This window comes from Colwellia sp. 5_MG-2023, assembly GCF_030547795.1.
Lineage (GTDB): Bacteria > Pseudomonadota > Gammaproteobacteria > Enterobacterales > Alteromonadaceae > Colwellia.
On sequence record NZ_JAUOPW010000025.1, the window covers coordinates 31,932 to 57,978 of the forward strand.

Annotated in this window: 24 protein-coding genes; 7 read left to right on the forward strand and 17 right to left on the reverse strand. The window is 35.8% G+C overall.

The genetic code is table 11. The features are described from left to right. Window positions 1-7 precede the first annotated feature (7 nt). Entirely contained in the window at window positions 8-1,186 is a 1,179-nt protein-coding gene (locus Q4496_RS14610) for a multidrug effflux MFS transporter (RefSeq protein WP_215973917.1), read from the reverse strand. 312 nt (window positions 1,187-1,498) lie between these two features. Between Q4496_RS14610 and Q4496_RS14615 the strand changes: the two genes are divergently transcribed. Together Q4496_RS14615 and Q4496_RS14620 are read left to right on the forward strand one after the other, a co-directional pair. Beyond that, on the forward strand, window positions 1,499-3,142 hold the full coding sequence (locus Q4496_RS14615) for a methyl-accepting chemotaxis protein (protein WP_215973918.1): 1,644 nt from the start codon (window positions 1,499-1,501) through the stop codon (window positions 3,140-3,142). Between the two features lie 269 nt (window positions 3,143-3,411). Next, complete coding sequence (locus Q4496_RS14620; protein WP_215973919.1) at window positions 3,412-4,194, forward strand: transporter substrate-binding domain-containing protein; 783 nt, start codon at window positions 3,412-3,414, stop codon at window positions 4,192-4,194. A gap of 296 nt (window positions 4,195-4,490) precedes the next feature. Here Q4496_RS14620 and Q4496_RS14625 read toward each other — a convergent pair whose 3' ends face one another. The 15 genes from Q4496_RS14625 to Q4496_RS14695 form a co-directional block, all read right to left on the reverse strand. Continuing rightward, complete coding sequence (locus Q4496_RS14625; protein ID WP_215973920.1) at window positions 4,491-6,455, reverse strand: methyl-accepting chemotaxis protein; 1,965 nt, start codon at window positions 6,453-6,455, stop codon at window positions 4,491-4,493. A 175-nt stretch (window positions 6,456-6,630) separates the two neighbouring features. After that, the gene (locus tag Q4496_RS14630; RefSeq protein ID WP_215973921.1) at window positions 6,631-7,857 is read right to left on the reverse strand and encodes a cyclopropane-fatty-acyl-phospholipid synthase family protein; all 1,227 of its coding nucleotides are present in this window, start codon (window positions 7,855-7,857) and stop codon (window positions 6,631-6,633) included. 31 nt (window positions 7,858-7,888) lie between these two features. Further along, window positions 7,889-8,659 carry a DUF1365 domain-containing protein gene (locus Q4496_RS14635; protein ID WP_303610723.1) on the reverse strand — a complete coding sequence of 257 codons (771 nt, stop codon included), beginning with the start codon at window positions 8,657-8,659 and terminating at the stop codon, window positions 7,889-7,891. Window positions 8,660-8,696: 37 nt separating this feature from the next. Continuing rightward, entirely contained in the window at window positions 8,697-9,956 is a 1,260-nt protein-coding gene (locus Q4496_RS14640) for an NAD(P)/FAD-dependent oxidoreductase (RefSeq protein ID WP_303610724.1), read from the reverse strand. Beyond that, complete coding sequence (locus tag Q4496_RS14645; protein WP_303610725.1) at window positions 9,953-10,678, reverse strand: SDR family NAD(P)-dependent oxidoreductase; 726 nt, start codon at window positions 10,676-10,678, stop codon at window positions 9,953-9,955. The genes Q4496_RS14640 and Q4496_RS14645 overlap by 4 nt, the downstream gene beginning before the upstream one ends. Further along, window positions 10,678-11,139, reverse strand: a complete 462-nt coding sequence (locus tag Q4496_RS14650) for a nuclear transport factor 2 family protein (RefSeq protein WP_215973925.1) — start codon at window positions 11,137-11,139, stop codon at window positions 10,678-10,680. Before Q4496_RS14650 ends, Q4496_RS14645 begins: the two co-directional genes overlap by 1 nt. Window positions 11,140-11,227: 88 nt before the next feature. Continuing rightward, the gene (phrB, locus tag Q4496_RS14655; RefSeq protein WP_303610726.1) at window positions 11,228-12,610 is read right to left on the reverse strand and encodes a deoxyribodipyrimidine photo-lyase; all 1,383 of its coding nucleotides are present in this window, start codon (window positions 12,608-12,610) and stop codon (window positions 11,228-11,230) included. Window positions 12,611-12,680: 70 nt separating this feature from the next. After that, window positions 12,681-13,640, reverse strand: coding sequence for a DUF523 and DUF1722 domain-containing protein (locus Q4496_RS14660; protein WP_303610727.1), 960 nt, complete (start codon window positions 13,638-13,640; stop codon window positions 12,681-12,683). Between the two features lie 12 nt (window positions 13,641-13,652). Further along, a complete protein-coding gene (locus tag Q4496_RS14665) occupies window positions 13,653-14,312 on the reverse strand; it encodes a ChrR family anti-sigma-E factor (RefSeq protein WP_303610728.1) in 660 nt (219 codons plus the stop codon). After that, window positions 14,305-14,922, reverse strand: a complete 618-nt coding sequence (locus Q4496_RS14670) for a sigma-70 family RNA polymerase sigma factor (protein ID WP_303610729.1) — start codon at window positions 14,920-14,922, stop codon at window positions 14,305-14,307. The genes Q4496_RS14665 and Q4496_RS14670 overlap by 8 nt, the downstream gene beginning before the upstream one ends. 127 nt (window positions 14,923-15,049) lie before the next feature. Beyond that, complete coding sequence (locus Q4496_RS14675) at window positions 15,050-15,682, reverse strand: LON peptidase substrate-binding domain-containing protein (protein ID WP_303610730.1); 633 nt, start codon at window positions 15,680-15,682, stop codon at window positions 15,050-15,052. Between the two features lie 92 nt (window positions 15,683-15,774). Next, a complete protein-coding gene (locus Q4496_RS14680) occupies window positions 15,775-16,326 on the reverse strand; it encodes a DUF3833 domain-containing protein (RefSeq protein WP_303610731.1) in 552 nt (183 codons plus the stop codon). Beyond that, on the reverse strand, window positions 16,319-16,876 hold the full coding sequence (locus Q4496_RS14685; protein ID WP_303610732.1) for a chalcone isomerase family protein: 558 nt from the start codon (window positions 16,874-16,876) through the stop codon (window positions 16,319-16,321). Before Q4496_RS14685 ends, Q4496_RS14680 begins: the two co-directional genes overlap by 8 nt. Continuing rightward, complete coding sequence (locus tag Q4496_RS14690) at window positions 16,869-17,363, reverse strand: DUF2878 domain-containing protein (RefSeq protein WP_215973933.1); 495 nt, start codon at window positions 17,361-17,363, stop codon at window positions 16,869-16,871. Before Q4496_RS14690 ends, Q4496_RS14685 begins: the two co-directional genes overlap by 8 nt. 120 nt (window positions 17,364-17,483) lie before the next feature. After that, window positions 17,484-18,227, reverse strand: coding sequence for a MipA/OmpV family protein (locus tag Q4496_RS14695; protein WP_303610733.1), 744 nt, complete (start codon window positions 18,225-18,227; stop codon window positions 17,484-17,486). A gap of 243 nt (window positions 18,228-18,470) precedes the next feature. Between Q4496_RS14695 and Q4496_RS14700 the strand changes: the two genes are divergently transcribed. The 5 genes from Q4496_RS14700 (at window position 18,471) to Q4496_RS14720 (ending at window position 24,825) form a co-directional block, all read left to right on the forward strand. Then, on the forward strand, window positions 18,471-18,995 hold the full coding sequence (locus Q4496_RS14700; RefSeq protein ID WP_215973934.1) for a hypothetical protein: 525 nt from the start codon (window positions 18,471-18,473) through the stop codon (window positions 18,993-18,995). A gap of 173 nt (window positions 18,996-19,168) precedes the next feature. After that, a complete protein-coding gene (locus Q4496_RS14705; protein WP_303610734.1) occupies window positions 19,169-20,074 on the forward strand; it encodes a TIGR01777 family oxidoreductase in 906 nt (301 codons plus the stop codon). Window positions 20,075-20,315: 241 nt separating this feature from the next. Then, entirely contained in the window at window positions 20,316-21,902 is a 1,587-nt protein-coding gene (locus tag Q4496_RS14710) for an alkaline phosphatase (RefSeq protein WP_215973936.1), read from the forward strand. A gap of 18 nt (window positions 21,903-21,920) precedes the next feature. Beyond that, window positions 21,921-23,792, forward strand: coding sequence for an alkaline phosphatase (locus Q4496_RS14715; protein WP_303610735.1), 1,872 nt, complete (start codon window positions 21,921-21,923; stop codon window positions 23,790-23,792). Between the two features lie 319 nt (window positions 23,793-24,111). Further along, window positions 24,112-24,825: a hypothetical protein gene (locus Q4496_RS14720; RefSeq protein WP_303610736.1), complete on the forward strand. Its 714-nt coding sequence runs from the start codon at window positions 24,112-24,114 to the stop codon at window positions 24,823-24,825. Window positions 24,826-24,889: 64 nt separating this feature from the next. Here the strand turns inward: Q4496_RS14720 and Q4496_RS14725 are convergent, their stop codons facing one another. Continuing rightward, entirely contained in the window at window positions 24,890-25,528 is a 639-nt protein-coding gene (locus tag Q4496_RS14725) for an NAD(P)H-dependent oxidoreductase (RefSeq protein WP_303610737.1), read from the reverse strand. Between the last annotated feature and the right edge of the window lie 519 nt (window positions 25,529-26,047).

Consider the following 26,047-nt stretch of genomic DNA (forward strand, 5'->3'; position numbering starts at 1 on the left):
GAAACGCTTAATTATCTAGCATTATATGGGTTTTCACTCGGGGTAACTTCCATATAACGTACACAGGTATAATGGTCAGCATCAACCAGGCTAATTGTTCGGCTTCATTTAAAGGCAATAATTGTAATAAATAAACAATAACGGCTGAGCCACTCATTTGTACAAAGCCTAATAATGCTGATGCTGAACCTGCTTTTTCACCAAAAGGTGCCAGTGCTTGCCCTGCACAAGCTCCCATTAATACTGAAAAGCCAAGTGAGCTAACCATTATTGGCAGCATAAAGGCAATAGGTGTTTGAAAATCCAATAAAGCTAGCATTAACAAACCTGCAATACTTAATAACACCATACCCAAACCTATGGTTATTCTTGCGCCAAATTTAATTAAAACTCGAGGCGCGAGAAAACAAGCAACAATATTAATGACAGCATTTAAACTAAACCAAAAGACAAAGCTTTGCTGATCTAAACCTAACCTTACAATCAACCACGCCGGCGAACTACTGACATAAGCAATAATAATCGCCATTGATAACATCACCACCAAAGCATTAAACAAAAATACAGGGTGTTTCAACACGGGTATAAAATGCGTCAGATTAAAAAGATGTTTATGTTTTGCGGTCTGCTCTGGTCTGGTTTCTTTAAGCGTAAAATACAAAATAACACCAGCAAAGATAGCGTAGCCTGTCATAAATTCAAAATTACTACGCCAGCCAAAAGACTCTGTCAGGAAATTTCCTAATAATGGTGCCAGTGCCGGAATACAACAAATTGCACTATTTAAATAAGAATACATAACACCACTTTCTATTGCATTGTATTTGTCACGTACACTAGCAAAAGCTGAGACAACTATCGCACATGCACCAACACCTTGTAATAAACGTCCAATAAGAAAAAAGGTTAAGCTATCGGCATAAGCAGAAATAAGTGACGCCAAACCATAAATAAGTATGCCGCCCATAGCAACGGGACGACGACCATAGCGATCTGCTAGGGGACCACTTATTAACTGGCCAAAACCCAGACTTAAAATGAATATTGTTACGCTCCACTGAATTTGTGTCATTGGCACAACAAACTCTTTAGCCATAATAGGTAAAGCAGGTAAAAAGATATCGATAGCTAACGGGCTAAAAATAACCATTAAGATCAATAAAGGTAGTAGTTGTTTATTTGTCATATAAGTCTCAGTAATGATGACTGCGTAGTATAAGATATTGACGTTCGGAGCAGAAGGTAATTATGGTAAATTTCATTAAGCAAGTGATAACATTAAAATAACTCGGCTAAGAGCCGAAACAATATCCCGTTACTTTAACATAACTCACAGAGATTAATGTTTTAGCATCTAATCAACGACAACCTGATAAATAGTTGTATTTATTTGCAGTTACTGTAGCTTATTTTGCTATCTTGATTATACTATTGAGATGTTCTTAAGGTATTAAAAATTCAGTTTAATATACTTAAAAAATCTATTTCAGGAAAATATATGGCTGATTTTTATACTCGTACTACTGTACAATTTCGTCTTATGATGGGCTTTGGCATCGTCCTTTTCATGATGATTATTATTACTATCGTCGGTATTAGCAGTGTTAATACTATTGATGAATCGATGACCTTAATAACCGATAAGAATTCAATGAAACAACGTTACGCCATTAATTTTCGGGGTAGTGTTCATGATAGATCTATTGCAATTCGTGATGTCGTTTTAATTAACAATGACAATGACCTGCAAAATACCTTAGGTAATATAAAACGTTTAGAAACTTTTTATAATGACTCAAAAATTCCCCTTGATAACATGATGATAAATAACTCAATGCCTGAAGAAGCAATCATCCTAGACAAAATTAAGCGTATAGAAAAAAACACCATGCCGTTAGTGCGTGATGTTATTGCAGCGATAGAGGCCGGTAATCAAAAAGAAGCTGAATTCATCTTGCTTGAGTCAGTAAGACCTGCTTTTACTCAATGGTTAGCTGCAATTAATCAGTTTATTGATTACCAAGAAGTAGAAAATAAAGAAGCAACCGCTCTTGTAAAGGAAACTGCTGAAAGTTTTGCAGGGCTTATGCTAGCGTTAACAGGAGTAGCCTTCCTTATTAGCGGAATAATTGTTTACCGTATAACAAAAGCTTTAAAAGTTTCGCTCGATGGTGAACCTAGAGATGTAGCAAAATTATTGTATAAAGTTGCCGAAGGTGACTTAACTCAAGAGATCAGAGCAAAACATGAGAATAGTGTTTTATATTCTTTGCAAAAAACACAAAACCAATTAAGAACAATAATGTGTAATATTGCTAATGCTGCTACCGATATGAATGTACAAACTGATATTGTTTCACTGGGCTCTTCTGAAGTATTGTCTTTAGTACAACAACAAAGGGAATATACGACAGCAGCCACCAATAATTTGAACGATATGAGAGAGAAAACATATGCTGTCTCTGAGTTGCTTGTGCAAACAGAAAGAAATTCTACAGAAACCTTAGATTCATGTACCGCAGGTAGTGAATCAGTGAATGCAACGGCAACAGAAATTAAAATGGTATTAGAAACGGTTAGTGTTGCCCTTGATAAGTTACAAAAATTAGAACAACGAACCAAAGATATCAGCGGTATTATTGCTGTTATTAGCGGTATTTCTGATCAAACAAACTTATTAGCATTAAATGCTGCCATTGAAGCAGCAAGAGCTGGAGAATCAGGCCGAGGATTTGCCGTAGTTGCCGATGAAGTAAGAACATTAGCACAAAGTACTGGCTCTGCCACCGCAGAAATTGAATCAATGTTAACTGAAATAACACAAGAAACTGCAGATTCGGTTGTTGCGATGCAATCAACGCTACCTAAAATTGAAAGAGGCCTTGCCCTAGGCGTTAGTTCCGTTGAGCTTCTAAAAGAAATAGAAAATAAAGCAAATGATTCGTTATTGAATGTGAAAAAAGTGGTCAGTGGCTCCAACGAGCAAATTATTGTTATCGACGATTTATATGAAGGTATGAAAAGTGTTACCGATATGGCTGATACATCAAGTAGTTCATTAGAGAAAAACAACAATGTTGCTCATTCTTTAAACGACTTAGCATGCCAATTAAAAACTCAGATTGCTTACTTTAAAATTTAACAGAAAATAAAGTATCCACTTCATCGATAAGGCATCGTATTTCTACTTTGTCTCCACTTGAATTGCTAATAGATTGATCTATATGAAGGCTAAAAATATACTACTGTATTTTTAGCCTGATAAAACTGAAATTATTATATTTTTTATAATATAATGTAAATCCAACAACTATGTTGTGATGTTTAATAAAATAAAAAATAGGTACATAACGCGTCTATTTATATTAGACCTTTACCAACTGACCCTAACATTCAACTAGCTTATTTTTTATGAAATTATTTATTTTTCTATTCCTTTTCCCCCTCCTTAGTTTTGCTGAAACCTTATCAGTTGCTTTATATGTAAATCATGACGATCATTTAAAATTATCACGATCATACAAGCTTAATTGGCTACTGCTAAAATTAGCGGCTGAAAGTGAAGGCATTACGTTAGATGCAAAAGAAGATTTATGGTTAAGAGGGTTGAATTTTATTAAAGAAAAAAAACTGGATGCATTAATAGGTGTGTATTATTCCGCAGAACGTGAAAATTTTAGTTATTATAGTCAGCCTTTAACAATCGATAACCTTTATTTATATTCTCAAAAGCCACATAGCCTAACGCTTAAAGATATTAATAAACACCAAGACATCGTTGGGGTCACCACGAAATCATTCGCCGAGCAAATAGCTCAAGAAATTGGTTTTACGAATATTTATCATAAGAGTAGTTCTGAGAAAGTATTTGATTTATTAATTAAAGGTAAATTGCAATACGCAATATTTACAGAATCACTTGCTAATAAACATTGCAACCTGAGACAAACCCCAAAGCTTAACAACAGCTGTATTTACCCAATGCAACCCGCTTTAGTGACAAAAACAATTCATACTATTTACAATAAAACCCCGCGAGTAATCAATATTGCTAAACGCCTTGATTCAGCCATAGATAAATTCGTTGATAAAGGTAAAGTTAAAATGTTATTTTTATCATGTGGTTATAGTGAAAAAGAATATAAGTCATGGCTTAAAATTAGGGATAATTGGATCAATAAAGATAATGGATAATTGAACGTTCCTTATGCATAAGTATTGATTGTAATATTGAGGTAGTGCAATTAATTTACTGCCTCAATTAAAACATAATAAGCTTACCAGGCAGACAAAATAACAAAACGTAAACCAATGAGTTTAGTCATTCAACGCAGCTAGATATGTTTGGTTTAGTCAAATATTTCGTTAAATTGCGTAACCATACCTATGTCGCTAGACGCATTCAGACTATACAACGTTCCTTTTAAGCATTGGTTAACATCAATAATTGAAAGCAGGATAACATAGTGTGTTAGTGCTGTGATTAAGTACTAGTTAAACACAGAAGCAGTTTCCTTTAATGCCTGAGATTGTACTGTTATATCTTCTGCAGAAGCTAATACTTCGCCTGAAATCTCAGTCGCTAACTCTACAGAGCTATTTAAAATACATTGCATTTCAGCTATTTCATTTGTAACAGCACTTTGCTGAGTTGCAGAAGCGGCAATGGATGATAACTGAATATTAACACTACCTATATCGTTATTTACCAGTTCAAATTGAGAAACAGTTTTTGTAGTTGCTGATTCAACATCGAGAATAGCAGTTGAAACATTATTAATATTTTCAACCATGGTTAAGGTATTATTTGCTAACCCATCAAGCACATCTTTTATATCAACAACATTCGATTGAGTTCGTTGTGCTAGTTGCCTAACCTCATCAGCAACAACACTAAATCCTCGTCCCGAATCTCCAGCCCTTGCTGCTTCAATAGCGGCATTTAAGGCTAATAGATTTGTTTGCTCTGCAATACTGTTAATTTGATCGACTACGGTTTTAATCCTAGCTGCACTTTCTGATAACTCATCCATAGAAACAACAGAGGCTTCCACACTCACCTTTGTTTTATTAATATTACTAGATAAGTTATTCATTGTTTCAACAACTGACGTTGATAAGTTTGTTGCTGCTGAACTAGCGGTAGCAGCCTCTTCTGTGCGTGCCGATACATCAGCAATTGATGCTGTAAGCTCTTCTACTGCCGCAGCGATAGAAATAACCCGTTCCATTACATCTTTATTTGCATCTTGATGATTGGTCGAGCGTTTAAGTATATGACTCGCTGTGTCATAAGTTAGAGATGCATTTTCTTTAACTTTACAAATCAGCTGATCTATTTTGTTAGCCATATCATCAACTGAACACAATAGTATGTCTGTTTCTTTTTTCGAGTCTTTATTATATTCCAAATTCAAGTTGCTGACTTGACCAGCACCAAGCCGATCTAAAGCATGAAAAGTTTGTTTGAAGTCTTTAAATATTATTTTGGTCACTATTTTAAGTGAAAAAGCGATAAGCACCATGGCAACTAACGCCACTAAACCTGTTTCTTTACCTAATGAAGTTGCCATTATTGTCATTTGTTTTTCAGGAACAATAATCAACAAAGCCCAGTTATAACCATTTATATGCTGGTAATAAATGTTGTTCCCATTAATGTTAAAATCACTTGATTTTCCCATATTAATTTCTGTTTGTATTTGGGCAAAATCATTAGGCTCTGGCTGAGAGCTGATCAAGATTTTTTTCGAATCAATAAGGTGCATATCTCCAATACTATTCACCGAGTATGCAGTAATAGCTTTATTAATAGATTCTAATGTTTTAGTTACTTTAAGCCCTGCAAACACAATAACATTCACATCACTCGAATCTATCTTTAAGGGGATATAGGCGGTGACATAATTTGAACCGAATAAACTAGCCATACCATAATAATCATTCCCTGAAATCAATTGGCTATAACCAGGGTGTTTATTTTTCCCCAACTTTGTACCAAAGGCTCTTTCGCCATTAGCTTTCAATAAAGACGTTGAAATACGAATAAAGTCATCATCTTTAGTTTTCTGAAAAATGGTGATCGGCATTTCATATTTTTTTGTTAATTGATCAATCAGCTCAAACTTACCGGCCAATAGCTCTCCATTTAAATATAAACTTGGTAGCTCTTCACCCTTAACTGAAATGACTTCTGAAGATACCGTAAGATCCGGCTTTATTTCTACGGTTAATTGTTCCGCTAGCTGTTGAGTTGCCTTTAGATTTAACTCAAAAGCAGGTACAAGAAGATTTGCGCTACTGAGTAGTTGCGCTTTAATACTTGATTCTGTGCTGTGTTTTACTTCTCTTTCTGCTACATAATAATTAACAACTGCCACAACAACAAAAGCAATAAGAGTAAGTGATAGTACTACGCCATTTAATTGATTTTCAATTTTCCATTTACTAATCATATAACACTTCCAACCTTCGAGATAAGTTAAACACACTGTCTTATAAATATACTAATAAAAGACATAACACAATGTTTAATAAACAAAGATCTAATTATTTTTTATTGTAATCAGCTCAATATAGATTGATTAAAATAAAAAATAGCAGTGAAATATTCATCATTATTAATAAGCACTATTTTCTTGCAACTAAATGAACAGTACTGGTAGAGCGCTCTAAAAAAGCCCCTTCACAGTAAGCAAAATAATATAACCATAAACGTTTAAAGGTTTCATCATAACCATATGGTTTTAAGTCAGACCATGATGCAATAAAGTTTTTACGCCAATCATTTAATGTTTTAGCATAATCAAGCCCAATATCATTTAAGCTTTCCATGACTAATTCACTATGTTGAGATATGTGCTGACTTAATATATTGATAGAGGGTAAGAAACCGCCAGGGAAAATATATTTTTGTATAAAGTCGACATTACTTTTGTATGACTCAAAGCGTTGGTCGGCAATAGTTATCGCTTGAATAAGCAGTTTTCCACCTGGTTTTAGTCGATCATTACACTGCTTGAAAAAGCTAGGTAAAAATTCATATCCAACCGCTTCAATCATCTCAATTGAAACAACTTTATCAAATGAACCAGTTAAATCACGATAGTCTTTTTTTAATAAGGTAATTTGCTCTGCTAATCCTAGCTCTTTAATACGCGCTTCAGCATATGCATATTGTGCATCAGATATCGTTGTCGTAGTTACTTTACAACCATAATGCTGTGCTGCATAAATAGCTAAACCGCCCCAACCTGTGCCTATTTCTAATAAGTGGTCGGTTTTTTCTAGCGAAAGACGATCACAAATAGTTTGTAATTTATAAGACTGTGCTTCTTCTAAAGAACTGTTTTCTGTTGGATAGATAGCTGAAGAATACATCATTTTAGGATCTAAAAATCGTGTATATAACTCATTACCTAAATCGTAATGCGCTAAAATATTACGCTTCGATCCTGATTGTGTATTACGGTTTTGCCAATGAAAAAAAGCATTTTTTAGTTTATTCGACCAAGACTTTTTTGCTTCTAATGAATCGGTTAACTGCTGTGCTTTAGCAAAAATACGGATAACATTGGTTAGGTTAGGACTGCTCCATTTACCATCGATAAAGGATTCTGCAACCCCAATACTACCGCCTTTAACAAAATCTTGATAAACACTCATATCATGAATATGAATTTTACCATGTATATCAGGGTTACTTGCCGTTTCAGGGAAAAGATGATGCTTTGATCCTTCAACTATTTCTAATTGTCCGTAGGTAAGCTTATCAAGAATAGAATAAACAATTGAGCGACAGCGCTGATCTAACCAAGTAGCTTCTTTCAATACGCTAACACCTTCAACTTGTTCCATTTCATACTCCTAATATTTTACAGTTTTATAACTATTTTTTTTGATAACCAATAAACGGTATACGTTTAACAAATAACTTTAGTGCTTGCCAATAAATGCCTGAGACAACCTTGATAGTCATCATTGGTAGCTGACACCACACACGTAATAAGTTACGTTGACTAAGTGATTGTTTTTCCAAGTTTAAATTTACATCAAACAACTTGTCTACTTTGCCATTAAGTTTATTTGTACGTTTATTCTCAATGTTTATTACGAGTTTATTACTCTCTTTATTAGGCGCTCTAACCTGCCAATAATAAGACATATCTAAATCCATAAACGGTGATACTTGAAAAACCTTCTCATTCACCTGTTTAGCTTTATCAAGCAAATCCACTAAATAATAATGCCTTTCATTCCAAGGTGTATTACTCACTTCAGCAAGCATTTGTGTACATCTATCATCTTTGTCATAACAAAAATAAAAATTGGCCGGACTAAAATAGATTCCAAAGCAACGTACTTGCACCAACATAACGATTCGGTTGATATCTGAATGGCCATTTAACTGCATGACTTTATTGGTTATACGTTGCTTTAATCCATATGGTTCACTTCTGAGATAATCTTTTTCAACAAATCGTAGTGGATGGAACCATGAAAAACCAAATAAACCCACCCCTTCTTTAGCATTTTCAACTTCTGAAACGTCCAGTGCTAACATATACAAAGTATAGTTAAAACTATGCTTTTTGGGGATTAATCGTCGATGAACAATATTGCCTAAATAAATTTTGCTTTCGCTGAATTTTATGGTCATTTTTTCTCTTTAAAAACTGAAACTTTAACCTTAACCACTATTGTTCTAATGAACAGCCAAATCGTTTGGCGACTTCAATAGCACTTCTTACACCATCTTCATGAAAGCCGCTATGCCAATATGCGCCAGCAAAATGGGTCTGATTAATACCGCATATTTTATCTCTTTGCTGTTGAGCTTGAATAGATTCGCTTGAGAAAATAGGATGATGGTAAGTAAATTCTCTCAAAATTAAGTTAGGGTCGATATCTTCTTTTTGATTAAGCGTGACACAGAAAGTATTCTCACTTTCAATACCTTGTAAGATGTTCATATTATAAGTAACACTTGCGGCTTTACTGCGATCTTGACTTAATTGGTAATTCCAACTGGCCCAAGCTTTTTCACGTTTGGGTAATAACGTTTTATCTGTATGAAGAATAACGGAGTTTTCACTGTAAGGCATTGCCGATAAAATCGCTGTTTCGTCTTCTGTGGCATCATTTAATAATGCTAAGGCTTCGTCTGAATGACAAGCGATGACAACATCATCAAAACTTTCGCTCGGGTCTTGGTTAAAATGCAAATGTACTTTGTTATCACTGCGAGTAATACCACTTATATCAGCATTTAACTTAATGTTATTTTCAAATGGCTGACATAACGGTTTTAAATAACTACGAGAGCCTTTTGGGATAACATACCATTGCGGTCTATCTGCAATATTTAATAAACCATGATTATGGAAAAATTGTACAAAGAACCTGAATTCAAAATCTTCCATTTGTGATAAAGAGCTAGACCAAATAGCAGCGCCCATAGGCAAAATATAATGTTCAGCAAAAAAATCACTAAAATTGTTCTCTGTTAAAAATTGACCTAACGTCATACCATCTTGGTAATTTTGCGAGTCAAATATTGCTTTGCATTGTTTATTAAAACGCAGTATTTCTTTTACTAAGCCCCAGAATTTAGGTCTAAATAAATTGCGTCGTTGCGCAAACAAGGTATTTAAATTGTGCCCATTATATTCCATGCCTGTTTGGCAGTTATGCACTGAGAAGCTCATTTCTGTTGCTTGTTTTCCGATACCTATTTCTGATAATAGGGCTAAAAAATTAGGATACGTTTTATCATTGAACACAATAAAACCTGTGTCGATTGCAAACGATTGACCATTTTTTTCTATATCGACTGTCGCCGTGTGTCCGCCGATCCTGTCATTTTTTTCAAATACGGTAACATGATTTTTTTTCGACAAAAGATAAGCAGCCGTTAAGCCTGAAATACCTGAACCTATGATTGCAATATGCTTCATGCGTTATGCTTCCTTGAAATAATTCTTTGCCATACAGATGATGGGAGAAAAGATAATAGTTTTAATAACAATGTTAATCGTTTTGGAAAATGCAGATAATTTTTGCGCTTATCAATACCAACAATAATCCTTGAAGCAGCCTCGTCACTCGTAATAAGAAACGGCATTTCAAAATCATTTTTGTCAGTTAACGCTGTTTTTACAAAACCAGGGTGTACTAGGGTGACACTAATATTCTGCTCAGCTAGGTCTAACCGCAAACTATCAGCTAAATAATCCATACCTGCTTTTGATGCGCCATAAGCTTCACTTCTTGGAAAAGGTAATATCGTTGCACTCGAGCTAATAAAAACAACCTGCCCGCCATCATTAATTTTGGGTAAGGTAAATTGCAGTAGCCAACCAAGTGATGATAGGTTTGTTGAAATAATGTCTGCAAAAAGTTGACCATCAAAATGCTTGGCATCATCAATATAACGGCAATCACCCGCATTTAAAATCACCCGATCTACTTGGGGAACATCATCAAGTTGCTGTGCAATGCGTTGAGCATCATTAAGATCAAACAAATAAGTTTTATAGGCTTTAGCCGATAAAAGAGATAATTTTTTTTCATCTCGACCACAGGCAATTACTTGATGCCCAAGCGCTACATATTTCTCAAATAAAGCTAAGCCAATGCCCGACGTTGCACCCGTGATTAAAATAGTTTTAATAGACATTAGTTAGCTGCCTTAGTTTTAATCCACTTGGTTAATTTACCGAAAAAAGGTAGCTGTTCGTACAACATAGCACCTAAATCAAGGTAATCTCTATGATAAAAAACTTTATCGTCTTTGCCCTTAATATGCGATGTACCGAAGACAGTAACAACCTGACCTTTGTTCAATTTATGATGTTGATATGACATTTTCCAATAAATAGCCGCTTCATCACCTTCAGCAATAACATTGTCGATAACAAAAACACACGATGATAAATTTTGATAAAGGCTGTCAAAATATTTATAAAGTTCATCAAATCCTTCAACTTGATGCATTGGATCAATGAAGGTGACATGTTGATGGTAGATAGTCGACAACAACTCGAGGTTATCGGTCGAAAGACGTTGGTAAGTGCTAACAAAGTTACTCAACCATAAAGGCTTATTAGCTGTTATATTATTGGACACATTATTTTGCATTTTTATACCATCATGTTTTATTTCAGTAATAAAAAATAAGAAAAAGTACGCCAATCACTACAGCCGTATAACATAGTAAAGGTCTACGCTACACTTTATAAAAAGCTAACGCCTTCAGTCTTGCTTCTTTATGCTCCACCACAGGCTTTACATAGATAGCCAATTTATGATTTTTAATATACTGCTCTGGAAAATGAATATGTTTATCAGGGATACTTTTTAGCTCTGGTAAATACTTACGTATGAAATCGCCGTTAGGATCAAAACGTTCACTTTGTCTTATCGGATTAAAAATTCTAAAATAAGGTTGTGAATCGCACCCTGTGCTTGCAGCCCATTGCCAACCACCATTGTTCGACGCTAAATCACCATCAATTAAGTGCTGCATAAAATATTTTTCACCTAAACGCCAATCAATCAATAAATGTTTAGTTAAAAAACTCGCAACAACCATTCTTAAACGGTTATGCATCCAACCGGTTTGATTAAGCTGACGCATTGCTGCATCAACCAATGGGTAACCAGTTTTTCCTTCACACCACGCCTTAAATAACACATCATTATTGTGCCATCGAACGTTTTGATATTTTTCTTTGAAACAAAGGTGTTTACATAACTTTTGCTCATGAAACATTAGGTGGCGATAAAACTCACGCCAAATAATTTCATTTAACCAAGAAAATTCTTCGCTATCAGATGCTAGTAATAAATCTGGAAATTTATTTAATAATGAAATTAAAACGTACCTAGGGCTAATGACGCCTGCAGCCAAATAAGGTGAAATACCTGAAGTACCTTTAATCGAAGGAATATCTCTGTGTTGCGCGTAACTTGTAACTTTATGTTGAAAAAATGTCGGTAATGCAGTGCGTTCATATTCTTTAGCTAACGGCCAGGCACTCGACAAACTGCCTTCCTGGGTAACTGTTGCAGTACTTTCATCTGACAGTGATGTGCTAGTGACTTTGCCTAGGTATTCAAAACCCGCTTGCTGAACGTATTTCAACCAAGCTTTTTTAAACGGTGTAAACACCTTAAACATGTCACCTGATTGATTTAAAACTTTGCCCTTAGGCACAATCACATCAGCTTCATAAAGTGTTAACGGGATACCTTGTGTTATACAGGTAAGATCTCGCTGCCGCTCATTAAACTCAAGTTCACTGTTCGCGAATACATTATCTATATTATGACTAGCACAGTAGTCTTTTAAATAAGTAATTTGCGCTGAAAAATCAGGTACTGACACTAATTCAAGTTCAATACCTAAATCTGCAAGCTCTTCAACAAGTGCCTGAGCATGCCGCTTTATAAAATCGATTTTGATAGGCGACCAGTCGTGAGCTAACCATTGTTTTTCAGATATAAAAAAAATCGCCTTACGTGGCATTTTTGACTGAGATTGAGTCAAAAAGTAATGTAAGGCGGGATTATCATGTGTTCTTAAATCATTACGAAACCAAAGTATCAAAGGAGTTCCTTTATATGCTGGTTACCATTCAAAATAGAGGCTTGGGAGTGGTAACCGGTATAAGATAATTTTAGTAGGCATATCTCAGTCTTAATTCATCTGGATACGGTGATAAATAGGCTTGTTTAGCTAAGTAATCTTTTGGGTGTTGCAACAAGTAGTGATTAATCAGCGTTAACGGTGCAACCAGTGGCACTAAACCATTACGATAAGCATCAATTTGTGCGCATAATTCTTGTCTTTCGTTACTTTGTAAGTGCTTCGAAAAATACCCCTGAATATGAGCTAAGGTATTTGCATGCTTTTTGCGTGTTGCTTTAATGCTTAACGCTGCCATAAGCTCTGATATATATTGTTTAGCCATTTCTTCTAATGGTAAATCGGCTCTTGCCAATAACTGACCTAAACCTTTATAAGCAACTAAATCATGACTCATGACTGTATACTTATACTGACTGTGAAAAGTTGTTAGTTTATGCTTAGTTAAGCCTGACGCTTCAAGATTTTGCCAATGCTTATAAGCGTAAACTCGTGCGACAAAATTCTCTCGAATAAGCGGATCATTTAAACGACCATTTTCTTCACAAGGTAATAAAGGGTTAGCTGTCATAATTTCTCTAGCGAAAACTCCGACCCCATCAGATACGAGCGCATTACCTTCAGGACTATAAACTTTTACACGCTCCATACCACAGCTTGGACTTTTTGCACAAAAAATATAACCACTTAGATCACTAGTCATAGTCGCTATTTTTTTCCCGTAAGCCACAAGAGCCTCGGTTACGTCGCCAGTTCCATCGGGTCTAGAAACACTAATCACATCATCTTTTTTGATTTGGCGTATTGTTGGTCTAGGTATCGGTAAACCAATAGCTACTTCTGGGCAATATGCTTTGTAGGTAACGTGTTGAGAAAATTCTTTTATACAAAAATTCGATGGTTTATTACTCGCATCAAAACGAACTTTTTCACCTATTAAGCAAGCACTTACGCCAATGTGTAGATCTTCTTTTGCAACTGTGTGAATCATGATGCGTTCCTTTTAATAAATAAATGCGCCAATTGGGTTAAGCAACTTATTGATGCCTTGTGTAAAGTGTAGCGCATCATTCGCTACTGTGTAGCATAAACACCCTTCTCTTGAAATCGGATGATGCTGATGAGAACCGTCAAGCATAATAAAGTCGCCTTTAACATACTTACCATTTGCATCTTCAAAGGAGCCTTCTAACAATAATGTTAACTCAAACCCTTTATGTGTATGTTCAGGTACTCCGCCGCCTGGCTGCATTTGTAATAAACTGGTATGAATTTCATTTTCATTCAACTGTATGCGCGAACGAGATAACTTACCAATATTAGCAGCTTTGCCTATAACCATATTATTTAAGGCTTTAGGTAGCACATAAGTTTTGTTATTAAAAACAACTGATTTTTCATCATTTTCTGGTGGTAAAAATATATCATCGGATTCTGTAATTGCTGCAATCATCTGATCCATATTTAAATCGTCAGCAGATAGGTTACCTTGATAATCGTCCTCAAAATTAACTTCTGCAACTTGATCCGTTAACTGTGCTATTTGATGTCTGCATTTAGTGCACATCTCGGCATGGATAGCGATTCCAGCAGATAATGAAGCGGGTAATTCCCCATTAACAAAAGATTGAATTAACTCAAATTTAGGGTGATGTTTAATCATGATTTTCTCCTAACTGTACTTTGAGTTTTGCTAATGCTAAACGCAAACGAGATTTTATCGTACCAAGTGGTAAGTTTAAATGAACAGCTAGTTGCTCTTGCGACATCTCCATAAAGTAAAAGCCTTTCACCACTTGTTGCTGTGCTTCTGGTAATTCATCAATAACCGTTAATAACTGTTTATTTTCAAGATGATCATCAAAAGACTCTTCTTCTGTTGCAATACTGTCGGCTATTGGCCAAATATCATCGCTTAATGTGTCTTCTTTATTCCCTTTAATTTTACGTAAAATATCAAAAGTGACATTACGCATAACGGTGTAAACCCATGTAGTGGCGGCTCCTTTATTTTTATCAAATAAGTGCGCTTTTCGCCAAACATTGCTCATGGTTTCTTGAACTACCTCACTTGCTTGGGTTTCATTAGGGAATTTACTACGCGCAATGCGCTGTATTTTTGGTGCAAAAAATTTAAACAAATGCGTAAATGCAATTTTGTCTCGCGAAGTTGCAACAGCATCAAGCCATTGACAAAGTTGAGGATGATCTATTTTTTCTGGCATCTGAGTAGATTTATCAGATGTCACATTACTTAGCAAGTGTGTTTGCATTGCTTTTATCACCAAGAGCTGCTTTAAAACTTATATACCTATACGGCTCCTAATTAATAAAGATCACTTAATCACAAATTTTTTTACTTACTTTTTTCTGCTTACTCAAAAGTGATTTACATTATTGCTATTCGTTAAAAATAATAGACTGCACAAACCCCTTTGCTTCCTCATAGCTATGACTGTGTACAAAAGAGGTTTTAATAGCTAAGTCGACCGGAATAAGCTCTAACCATCTTGCTACCACCCAATTAGCATTATGCGTGGCTTTTTCTACGTAAAGCTTATTGAGCATAGTATTACTATCAAAGACTTCATCCAATGATTGTGACAGGATATCGGTTGTGTCTTGATCTGTTTCTTGAGACCAATGTGAAATGTCAGATACTTCACCAAAGTGCAAATCATCCTCATCTTTGTCGCTAGATAGAATTTCAACTAAAGATTTACATTGAACATCTATTTCTAAAATACCGTCGTCACCCTGGTCAAAATTAATAATTTCAACCCAACTACCCCAAAGAGTATCAGGCTCTTCCGATTCAATAGTTTTTAAGTCAGGGTTTTCTGCCTTAGTATTAATTGAATCAGAGTCCTCTGACTCAATACTATTTAACCAGATAACAAAGCCTTGTTCTTGCGTTGCTATTTTTACCATTTTTAAATAACGTGGTTCAAAAATACGCAAACGAGTAATACCACCTGGTAATATAAATACAGGTAATGGAAAAATAGGTAATCTTGTATTTACATTGTTCATAAGTAGTTCGCTCCTTTTGTTAAGCTATTAGATACGAATCAACACGAATAAATGATCACTTATCAATACATTTATACGAAATGAAACTTACTTTATTGACATGTTTTTTGCGGGAACTCTTTATCAAAAAACAAAGTAATTTCTGCGACATCAATACCAAATTTTGACATGGATGTTTTATTCATTACTCTATTTTCATCAAGTTGGTACATCCAATCATCCATACTGACTTGATAAGTTTCATCATCAAGCTTTAGCAGCAAATCATATTGAAATTGAAAAGCAAAACCCTGATGTTTTCCTATAGCAATACCTGCGACATCTTCAGCAGTACCGCGATAGCTACCATCGTTTTGTTTAGTTAACTGCCAGTTACGAAAAGAAACCTCACCATCATTGAAATAAAACTTTTCAGCTAAGGTGCCTTTATTACCTTCCCACGTACCGATAATTTCAACACAAAAACGTCTTGTCACTTGTTGAGAATAATCTTGTACAGTGCCCCAAGCTATTACGTTACCGTTGAAGTATTGTTTAATATCAAAAGGTACCTCTGTTTCTTTATAATCCTGTAATGCCGTTGAACAGCTAGCAAGAAAAAAGGCGATAATCGAAATTAATACCATCTGAATAAGTTTATTCATCGATGTTTTCTCCTAATAATTCAGCCTTCAATTCAGGTTCACTGGTCTTTTCTGACAGCCATATGGCTAAAAATAGTTGACTAAACTCTGCTCGTTCAATAACGCCTACTTTGAGATTGTTAAAATAAAAGATAGATTTATTATCTTGAACCGACAACGCTAACTTATCGCCTGCATAAATATCAGGCCATATTGCTTTTAGTTTAGGTATAAACTGATTGTATTGAGCTTTTGAAAAACCTAAGTGTTGCCATTGTTCTATTGTGCGCTCAAGTAGGTCTGCTGCAGTAATATCTTTTAAATACTCTATTTCAAAAATCAGTTCTGCCGGTGGGTTTTCAGGTATATAGGAGCCTGACTTTGTATAAAGGGTACTATGGTAAATATCCCAAAATAAAAATGTAAACTTAGCATTACCCACTTCTGTAAAGCCAAGTTCTTTAAAGCTTTCAGCTTGTTTTTCTTCCTTAACATTTTGATTATTGTCAGCCTGAACTTCGAACAGTATAGAGATAAAGACCAACAATATTATTAGACCCGGTTTATACATTATTTGTCTCCTGAAAATAGAACATTTTCTTTAAATGAAAAAACAACACCATTAATATTGACCAGATAACAGCTAAGATAAAGTAAGTAGTCAAAACCTCGAATCCAAAAGTCATTGATGTTAACGACTCACCGGCGATATAACTTAGCGGTGGGAAGATAAAACCAACCATTAACTGGAATACTTTAGCTCGCGATAAAAACTGTAAGCTATGAGCAATAGTTGCGGCAAAGGCGATCCATAACATCATTAACCATAATGGAATAACTAACTGATCTTTAAATTGAAAAACATCAAAAAATAATAAGGCTGAATCAATAACAATACCTATTGTTGCAACAGAAATAATTAATTTAGCTTCTGCAGCTCGCTGTTTACAAAAATAAAAATGTAATCCTATCCATAAAATAACTATAGGAATAAAGCGATTTTCTAAAAGAATTAGCCCAAACCATGCAATGTTGAAACCGATAATATTAAGTAGCATATTAATAATAATTGTTAACTTTGTAGGTAATACGGTTGAAACTTGAATGTGGATTACTTATAGCCGACTTATTTACACCAGCAGACAAAGTAAGGCTAAAATTGGCGACTCAAAAAGTGATTAAAATTTTCGACTGTATAAGAGCCTGATACTTAAATTAGAATGCTTTTCAACTAATGGACTGTCCGTTATTTCAGAAGAAAACCAGGTATGCTGAAGGCTAAATTGAGTAAAACCACCTAAAAGAATAGGTGTGGAAATAGATAAACCAAGACCGGCGTTCATACCGCTCTTACCAGTATATTCAACTCTATTAGCATTAATTTCATCTTTACCTACACCATAATAATAATCGATATGTTTACGGTCTAAATAACTCAATACCATGTTAGGCTCGACAAATAAAGGGCCAAATCTAAACGTATGTGCAATAGTAGAAGAAAGCTCAACACCATTTGAACGATTCAATACATCAAACATTGATGATAAGCCAACCTTCCAATTATTTTTTTGATACTTTAAGCCTATACCCGCATCCATAGATATTTTTCTATCGGCCATACCGGCAAAAATATAACTGTCATCTTCATCAAATCCCTGAAACCTTGGTGCAACTTGCACTAAGACGTTCAGATCAGCAACCTTCGCCACTTTGTAACTAACAAAAGGGCCGTAAACGTTTAGCTTTTCACCTCGGTAACCAATAATGGGTATTATTATATTTCGTCTGTTATAGCCTTTATATACCTCTTTACTTGTGCTTAAACCAAGGCCATATATAAAGCCGCTTCTATCAACAGGCTTTTGCGCGGCAGATGATAAAGAGACAACAAGTGCTAGGCATACAATAATTTTTTTGATCATGATTTCGTTATTCCTGCTAATAAATTAACCCTATTGTTTCAATATACGTTGTTTAGCGTATTTTAGATTTATTATCTGCCTATTTTTTAAGTGTTTAGTTTGTTTATCCGCTTAACTTCGCTTTATTTTTTAATATTTGTGAACTAATTTAAGTGGATGAACGTATATCATGACTATAGCGGTTTTTATAATAAATGGCGCTTTATGACAAACAACACGGATAACAATCCTTAAGGACTTTACATGCGTATCTTTTTTATCTGCCTATTCACATTATTAACAGCAAGTTGTAGTAGTCATTATGCTAATCAATCCCAGGTAGGGGAAAAATTCCCTTCAATTACAGGAGAAAATCTTGAAGAACAGCAAGTGAATATTCCAAGTGACTTTAAAGGAGAAAAAACACTCTTACTTATTGGCTATAAACAAAATTCACAATTTGATATTGATAGATGGTTAATTGGCTTAGATATGACCTCAACAAAGGTTAATACTTATGAAATACCAACGATAACAGGCATGTTCCCGAGAATGTTTAGCACCATGATTGATAACGGTATGCGTGCCGGTATTCCAAAAGATTTATGGCAAGGTGTTATTACTGTTTATAGCGATGGAGAAAAGGTACAAGCTTTTACTGGCAACGAAAATCCCAATAGTGCCAGAGTCATTTTACTCGATGAAAATGGTATTATTTTGTACATGTACGATGACGGGTTTTCAGTTAGCGCGCTCAACCAAGTAAGAAGTTTTTTAACCAGTTCATAATTAAACTTACGTAATAACATTTGTCGAATAACACTTGCCAAATAACGCTTATTGAATAAAAAACATTCAATGAAGCTTGTAATATAAATGTAGCTGCAACACTTAACCAGTAGCATCGTTATAGCCTGTAGCCACCCCAGTACAGGTTAAAAATAATCTAATAAGGTGATCTTATGAATGTTCTTATTACCGGTGGAACAGGGCTGATTGGTAAAGCCTTAATCAAAGTTTTACGCCAAAGCCATACCAATATCACCGTTCTCACTAGAAACTGCAGTAAAGCCGTAAAAACATTAGGCACTGATATTATTGTTATTGATGAGCTAAATCTTTCAACTATTGAGAATATAGATACAGTTATTAATTTAGCTGGCGAGCCTATTGCAAATAAACGATGGTCTGTTGAGCAAAAAAAACAGATATGTCAAAGCCGTTGGGATATTACAGAAAAATTATCTACCCTGATAAAAACAGCAAAAAATCCTCCGAGCCTTTTTATTTCAGGTAGTGCTATTGGCATATATGGCAGGCAAGGCAGTCTTTCTATTGATGAGGAGTTTACAGATTACCATCGAGAATTCACCTATGAAGTTTGCTCAAAGTGGGAAAATTTAGCGCTAGCCGCAAAATCAGAAAACACCCGTATTGCAATTTTACGAACAGGTATTGTGTTAGATAAACACGAAGGGGCAATTGCTAAAATGCTATTACCTTTTAAATTATGCTTAGGTGGGAAAATAAGTCACGGGCAACAAATGATGTCATGGATACATATTGACGATATGGTAGCGGCAATATTACATATTCAAAAGACACCTTCCCTTAAAGGTTTTATCAATATAACAGCTGAGCAGCCAGTGTCTAATAATGTATTCTCTCGTACTTTAGCAAAAACATTAAATAGGCCTTGTATGCTCACAACACCTGCCTTTATTTTAAAATTAATTTTTGGGGAAATGGCAGACTTATTACTCTTTGGACAAAATGTAAAACCGACTAAATTAAAAAACAGCGGCTTCCGCTTTACCTACCCAAGCATTGATAGCGCATTAAAAAATTTACTAACTAAAAAGTTATAACAATTGAGTGATATTAACGCTAATTGCTGTAACTTTTCTTTAACTAACTAATTGATTAATCTTTTGTTCATCGCTAATAAGCAGCCATTCTATTCAATCAATAACAACACGGTCATTTAGATAGCCATTTTGACATAAAAATGAAATATCACTGTAAAGTAACCGTCACATAAACATCATCTTATATTCATCATAACTACTTATGCTGTGTTATTTTTAAATAACACAGCATAAGGTCACTATGAAAATGATCAAACAAAGCTTATCGGTAATGATTGCTGGTATATTGTCTTCGACAACATACGCAGCGACAACTGATACACAGCTGAATAATACTTGGTATAAAGAAGCACAAACTAAACTTACCGAAAAATTACAGCAAGCAAGATCAACAAAAGCAAAAAATGTAATTCTATTTGTTGGTGATGGTATGGGCATTTCAACGCTAACCGCAGCGCGTATTTTAAAAGGGCAATTAGCAGGAAATTCAGGTGAAGAAGGTTATTTAAGTTTTGAAACCTTTCCTTATGCGGCATTAGTTAAAACTTATAATGTAGATGCACAAACACCAGACTCCGCCGGCACTATGACGGCAATGATAAGCGGCTTAAAAACCGATGCCGGTGTTTTGGGAGTCAATGAAGACATTATTCGTGGCAATTGTGCATCAGTAAAAGGCAACGAAGTTGTTACTGCATTAGAGTTAGCTGAAATAAAAGGTTTATCTACAGGCGTTATTTCAACAGCTCGTATAACCCATGCAACGCCAGCAGCAACCTACGCAAAGTCAGCAGATCGTAACTGGGAAGACATCTCAGATATGGACATTGAAAATAATGCTGAACGTGCAAATTGTGAAGACATTGCTTCACAACTGGTTAACTTTGAAAGCAACTTAGAAGCTAGATATACAGGTATTGATGTTGACGGTATTGATGTTGTTTTGGGTGGTGGTCGTCGTCATTTCTTACCAAAAGAGGCAATTTATAATAGTGCTGATGCTGCTAGCGATATAGAAGGCGATCGCACGGATGGTCGAGATTTAACAGCAGAATGGCGTGCCATGTACCCAAATGGTAAATATGTTATTGATCAAACAGGTTTCGATAGTATTGACCCTGAAACTACTGCCCGTGTTTTTGGTTTATTTAATGAATCTCATATGCAATACGAAGCAGATCGCAGTAATGATATTGCTGGCGAGCCAAGTCTTTCTCAAATGACTGAAAAAGCGATCAATATTCTTGATAATAACGATAAAGGTTATTTCTTAATGGTTGAGTCAGGACGAATTGATCATGGTCATCATGCCGGTAGTGCAAGCACGGCATTAACTGATGCTATTGAATTTTCAAATGCTGTTCAAGCCGCAATTGAAGCAACCAATGATGAAGAAACATTAATCATTGTTACCGCAGATCATAGCCATGTATTTACGATTGCTGGCTATCCAAAGCGTGGCAACCCTATTTTAGGTAAAGTGGTTGGCGTTGGTGAAACCAGTCCTTCAGAGGCTTTTGACGGTTTACCATACACCACATTAGGTTATAGCAATGGCCTAGGTTTTAGAGATTTAGGGGCGGAAACAGATGGAGACGCATCTTATACATCAGGGCCTGTTGCCGGTAGACAAGATATCACAGCAATTGATACGACAACGCCAGGCTATCACCAAGAAGTTATCGTGCCATTAGGCAGTGAAACACATGCTGGAGAAGATGTTGCTATTCATACATCAGGCCCGGGGGCACACCTTGTTCAAGGTTCAGTTGAACAAAGCGTTGTTTTTCATTTGATCAATCGTGCACTTGATTTAGTTGGTCAATAGGCCCTTAAGGATTTTATGATGAACAAATATACATTATCAACAATTGCAGCATCTTTAGTACTTATCTTATCCGCTTGTGCTGATGGCGATAACGGCGCTGATGGAATAAATGGCTATAGTGCCTTAATTGCACAAACAAAGTTACCAATCGGGAATGAGAATTGTAACAGCAGTGGTGTACAAATTGACTCTGGTTTAGATGTTAACAATAATAACATTTTAGATAACACAGAAATAACAGCAACCGAATTTATCTGTGCGCCCAATACAACTGAAGTAAACAGCAACGAGCTACTGACTAGTTTAAATAATCCTTGGTTTAAACAAGGTGCTGCCGAAATTGATGAAGCGACAAGTATTTGGAACAAAATAGATGCGCAATTAGCCGGTAACACCAACGTATCTATAACAAGCGCCTCGACAGCTGCTGAAATAACTGCGCTTAAAGGCTCGGCGAAAAATGTGATCTTATTTGTTGGTGACGGCATGGGGATTTCAACTATCACTGCTGCCCGTATCTTAGATGGTCAGAACAAAGGCATGACAGGCGAAGAAAATCAGCTAAGCTTTGATAAATTCCCCTTTTCAGGGCTAGCAAAAACTTACAATGTTGATGCACAAACCCCTGATTCAGCTGGCACGATGACAGCGATGATGTCTGGCATAAAAACTGATGCCGGTGTGCTAGGTGTGAATGAAGATGTTGTGCGTGGTAATTGCACTAGCACTAAAAATATAGAAATGATCACTGCCTTAGAGTTAGCTGAGATTGCTGGAAAATCTACCGGTATTATCTCTACTGCTCGTATTACTCATGCAACACCAGCGGCTACCTATGCAAAATCAGCAGAGCGTAATTGGGAAGATATATCCGATATGGATATAGATAACAATGCGGAGCGCGCCGGCTGCGAAGATATTGCATTACAATTAGTTAACTTTGAAGCCAACTTAGAAGCTCGATATGCTGGTGTAGATGTTGATGGTATTGAAGTAGTTATGGGTGGCGGTCGTCGTCATTTTTTACCTAAAGATGCTAGCTTCAATAGCATTGATGCTGTCAGCGCTATTGAGGGTGACCGTACTGATGGCCGTGATTTAACGGCTGAATGGCGAGCTCACTACACTAATGGTGCTTATATCGTTGACCAAGCCTCATTCGATGCCATCAATCCTGACACAACAACACGCATATTTGGTTTATTTAACGAATCACATATGCAATATGAAGCTGATCGTAGCAACGATATTGCAGGTGAACCAAGCTTGTCAGAGATGACAGCAAAAGCAATAGGTATTCTTGATAATAACGAAGAAGGCTTCTTCCTTACCGTTGAATCAGGCCGTATTGACCACGCTCATCACGCAGGTAATGCTTACAACGCATTAAACGACACCATTGAGTTTGCGAAAGCAGTACAAGCAGCAGTAGATGCAACCAGCCAAGAAGATACACTGATTATTGTTACTGCGGACCACAGTCATGTTTTTACCATTGCAGGTTACCCAAAGCGTGGCAATCCTATTTTAGGTAAAGTTGTTGGTATTGGTGAAACAGAAGCAAGCCTAGCATCTGACAATATGCCTTACACAACCGTCGGTTACACTAATGGTCTTGGTTATAGAAACTTAGGTACGGAAACAGATGCTGATGCGAGCTATCTTGCAGCGCCAGTAACGGGTCGAGTTGACTTAACAAGTATTGATACAACCACTGCTGGCTTCCACCAAGAGTCACTCGTACCACTAGGTAGTGAAACACATGCAGGTGAAGATGTTGGCATTTTTGCCATAGGACCTGGTGCTAATTTAATTACCGGTACTAATGAGCAGAACTTCATATTTCATGTGATGGATTATGCCGCTAACCTTTCCGGCACATCAAAGTAGCCTAGCTGAGTTGAGCAAATTAAGTTAGATATCGATAAAGAGTGGGGCTAATGCCCTATTCTTTATTAGTTATACCAGTTTCATTAATTAGGTGAACAATTTTATACATAGAAAAAATTGACAAATACAAGGCATTTATTTCAATAACTCGTTGTGCTGATTATTAAATAAATAACGATGTAGTTGGTGATTTTAGCAAGTAGAAATGATCACATAGCTAGTGAGATTGGTATGAATAAGCTAGCACTACGCTATCCAAGATTATGCTCACTGTCACTTCAACCTATCCTTACATTAACAAACTATTAAGATGAATCAGATGAGAACACTAATACTTATTGCAGTAATGGCCCTTCCGGCTTTCGTGTCAGCTAATGACGACTGCCAATCTACAACAATAATGGCGACATATAGCATTGAAGAAATAACCAAAGATCAGACATCACATAATAGAAATGACCTAATACTATTACGAACTCAAAATTCTGCTTTTCACATTAGTAACAAAACAGTCGCAACACAATGGACAAGGCTACCCAAGAATAATATGAAAAAAACATCCTACTTTATTGATGACAAGCGTGCGATTGAATACGAAGCAACAAAGACAAACACTAATCAAGCCTGGGATCATCATGCGCAGCTATTGCATCCAAAATTTACAGAGCAAGCAACGCTTATCGAAAAAACAGGTGAAGGTTGTGAAAAATTAGAACATTACCAACAAAAAGAAAAAACAAAAATTGTTGATATATGGTGGTTTCCTGAACAGAAAATAATGAAACGTATGGCAAGTGTATCAGCAGATAAAACAATAAACTGGCAATTAACTAACGCTACGCATAACCAAAAAGTAATTCAACAACAGTTGGATATACTCTCTTCGTATCAATCAACAGATTTTGCGGATATTGGTGACAATGAATCAGACCCATTTTTTAGAAAAATGATCAATCTGGGCTTTATTGAGCATAGTGCTTCGGGATTTTATGACAGTAAAGGAAATTCATTACCTTCATCTCACCAACATTAGTATTAGATCAATGTTGTTAAGTTTTAACTAGCCTACATTGGTTTTGCAGGCTAGTTAACATTCATTACTTAACGTAGGTGATAAAACTATCTGTTGAACGTCGAACTTTTTCTAAGTTAACTAGCCAATCGCCCTCTTCTTCGCGATAGCCCAAAGGAAGTAATAATACTGACTTTAAGTTACGCTCTTTAAGACCAAGTATTTCATCCACCTTTTCAGGTAAAAAACCTTCCATTGGCGTGCTGTCTACTTTCATTTCAGCCGCTGCAATTAACGCTGAGCCTAAACCGATATAAGCCTGACGTGCTGCATGTTCAAAGTTTGTTTGTGCATCACGTGCCGGATAAGTATTTAGTAGCATTTGGCGATAATCTTCCCAGCCTTGATTTTTGAATCCACGCTTTTCATTCACTAAATCAAACATAGTATTAATACGTTCTGCGGTGTAATTGTCCCATGCAGCAAAGACTAATAAGTGAGAGCAATCGGTTACTTGTTGTTGACTCCATGCATGAGGCAAAATTTGTGCGCGTACTTCAGGGTTAGTTACCACAATAACGTCATAAGGCTGTAAACCACTAGAGCTAGCACTCAAACGAATAGACTCTAAAATAAAATCAACTTTCTCTTCGCTAACAACTTTATTTGGATTCATTTTTTTTGTGGCATAACGCCACTGCAGATTTTTTAATAACTCAGACATATATTTACTCTGTTAATAGTGATAGGTTTGAAATTGAGCTGATTAAGTATAATTTCAAGTACTAAGTATGATTTTGTGAATAACGGGTAACAATATTCAGCAAAAAGTCTCGCAAACAGAATACGACTCAAGGTATTACTTATCAAGTTGTAAATCTTGCATAAGCTAAGGATATAATTAATAAAGTTGATTATTCTTGAACATAGAAAATACCAAGCGATAATTTTGGGCGTATATAGATTTGTTTATGTTTATTCTGAAGCTTGAGAAATAGAAATCAAAAGTGGTCGGTGATGCAAGATTCGAACTTACGACTGAACTTGATAGCACCCAAACCAAAATTTGGCTAACGAGAAGTCAAAGTCAATAACGCTGTAGAATTAGTGTATATAGAGTTTAGCGTAAAGTTAAAAAGTGGTCGGTGATGCAAGATTCGAACTTACGACTGAACTTGATAGCACCCAAACCAAAATTTGGCTAACGAGAAGTCAAAGTCAATAACGCTGTAGAATTAGTGTA

What these genes read in the sequence shown, in the direction of transcription:
- Q4496_RS14725 (WP_303610737.1), bottom strand. Translation starts at nt 25,528, where the DNA reads ATGTCTGAGTTATTAAAAAATCTGCAGTGGCGTTATGCCACAAAAAAA.
- Q4496_RS14720 (WP_303610736.1), top strand. Translation starts at nt 24,112, where the DNA reads ATGAGAACACTAATACTTATTGCAGTAATGGCCCTTCCGGCTTTCGTG.
- Q4496_RS14615 (WP_215973918.1), top strand. Translation starts at nt 1,499, where the DNA reads ATGGCTGATTTTTATACTCGTACTACTGTACAATTTCGTCTTATGATG.
- Q4496_RS14700 (WP_215973934.1), top strand. Translation starts at nt 18,471, where the DNA reads ATGCGTATCTTTTTTATCTGCCTATTCACATTATTAACAGCAAGTTGT.
- Q4496_RS14650 (WP_215973925.1), bottom strand. Translation starts at nt 11,139, where the DNA reads ATGCAAAATAATGTGTCCAATAATATAACAGCTAATAAGCCTTTATGG.
- Q4496_RS14610 (WP_215973917.1), bottom strand. Translation starts at nt 1,186, where the DNA reads ATGACAAATAAACAACTACTACCTTTATTGATCTTAATGGTTATTTTT.
- Q4496_RS14645 (WP_303610725.1), bottom strand. Translation starts at nt 10,678, where the DNA reads ATGTCTATTAAAACTATTTTAATCACGGGTGCAACGTCGGGCATTGGC.
- Q4496_RS14705 (WP_303610734.1), top strand. Translation starts at nt 19,169, where the DNA reads ATGAATGTTCTTATTACCGGTGGAACAGGGCTGATTGGTAAAGCCTTA.
- Q4496_RS14710 (WP_215973936.1), top strand. Translation starts at nt 20,316, where the DNA reads ATGAAAATGATCAAACAAAGCTTATCGGTAATGATTGCTGGTATATTG.
- Q4496_RS14715 (WP_303610735.1), top strand. Translation starts at nt 21,921, where the DNA reads ATGAACAAATATACATTATCAACAATTGCAGCATCTTTAGTACTTATC.
- Q4496_RS14635 (WP_303610723.1), bottom strand. Translation starts at nt 8,659, where the DNA reads ATGACCATAAAATTCAGCGAAAGCAAAATTTATTTAGGCAATATTGTT.
- Q4496_RS14665 (WP_303610728.1), bottom strand. Translation starts at nt 14,312, where the DNA reads ATGATTAAACATCACCCTAAATTTGAGTTAATTCAATCTTTTGTTAAT.
- Q4496_RS14685 (WP_303610732.1), bottom strand. Translation starts at nt 16,876, where the DNA reads ATGTATAAACCGGGTCTAATAATATTGTTGGTCTTTATCTCTATACTG.
- Q4496_RS14690 (WP_215973933.1), bottom strand. Translation starts at nt 17,363, where the DNA reads ATGCTACTTAATATTATCGGTTTCAACATTGCATGGTTTGGGCTAATT.
- Q4496_RS14625 (WP_215973920.1), bottom strand. Translation starts at nt 6,455, where the DNA reads ATGATTAGTAAATGGAAAATTGAAAATCAATTAAATGGCGTAGTACTA.
- Q4496_RS14630 (WP_215973921.1), bottom strand. Translation starts at nt 7,857, where the DNA reads ATGGAACAAGTTGAAGGTGTTAGCGTATTGAAAGAAGCTACTTGGTTA.
- Q4496_RS14695 (WP_303610733.1), bottom strand. Translation starts at nt 18,227, where the DNA reads ATGATCAAAAAAATTATTGTATGCCTAGCACTTGTTGTCTCTTTATCA.
- Q4496_RS14670 (WP_303610729.1), bottom strand. Translation starts at nt 14,922, where the DNA reads ATGCAAACACACTTGCTAAGTAATGTGACATCTGATAAATCTACTCAG.
- Q4496_RS14640 (WP_303610724.1), bottom strand. Translation starts at nt 9,956, where the DNA reads ATGAAGCATATTGCAATCATAGGTTCAGGTATTTCAGGCTTAACGGCT.
- Q4496_RS14620 (WP_215973919.1), top strand. Translation starts at nt 3,412, where the DNA reads ATGAAATTATTTATTTTTCTATTCCTTTTCCCCCTCCTTAGTTTTGCT.
- Q4496_RS14675 (WP_303610730.1), bottom strand. Translation starts at nt 15,682, where the DNA reads ATGAACAATGTAAATACAAGATTACCTATTTTTCCATTACCTGTATTT.
- Q4496_RS14660 (WP_303610727.1), bottom strand. Translation starts at nt 13,640, where the DNA reads ATGATTCACACAGTTGCAAAAGAAGATCTACACATTGGCGTAAGTGCT.
- Q4496_RS14680 (WP_303610731.1), bottom strand. Translation starts at nt 16,326, where the DNA reads ATGAATAAACTTATTCAGATGGTATTAATTTCGATTATCGCCTTTTTT.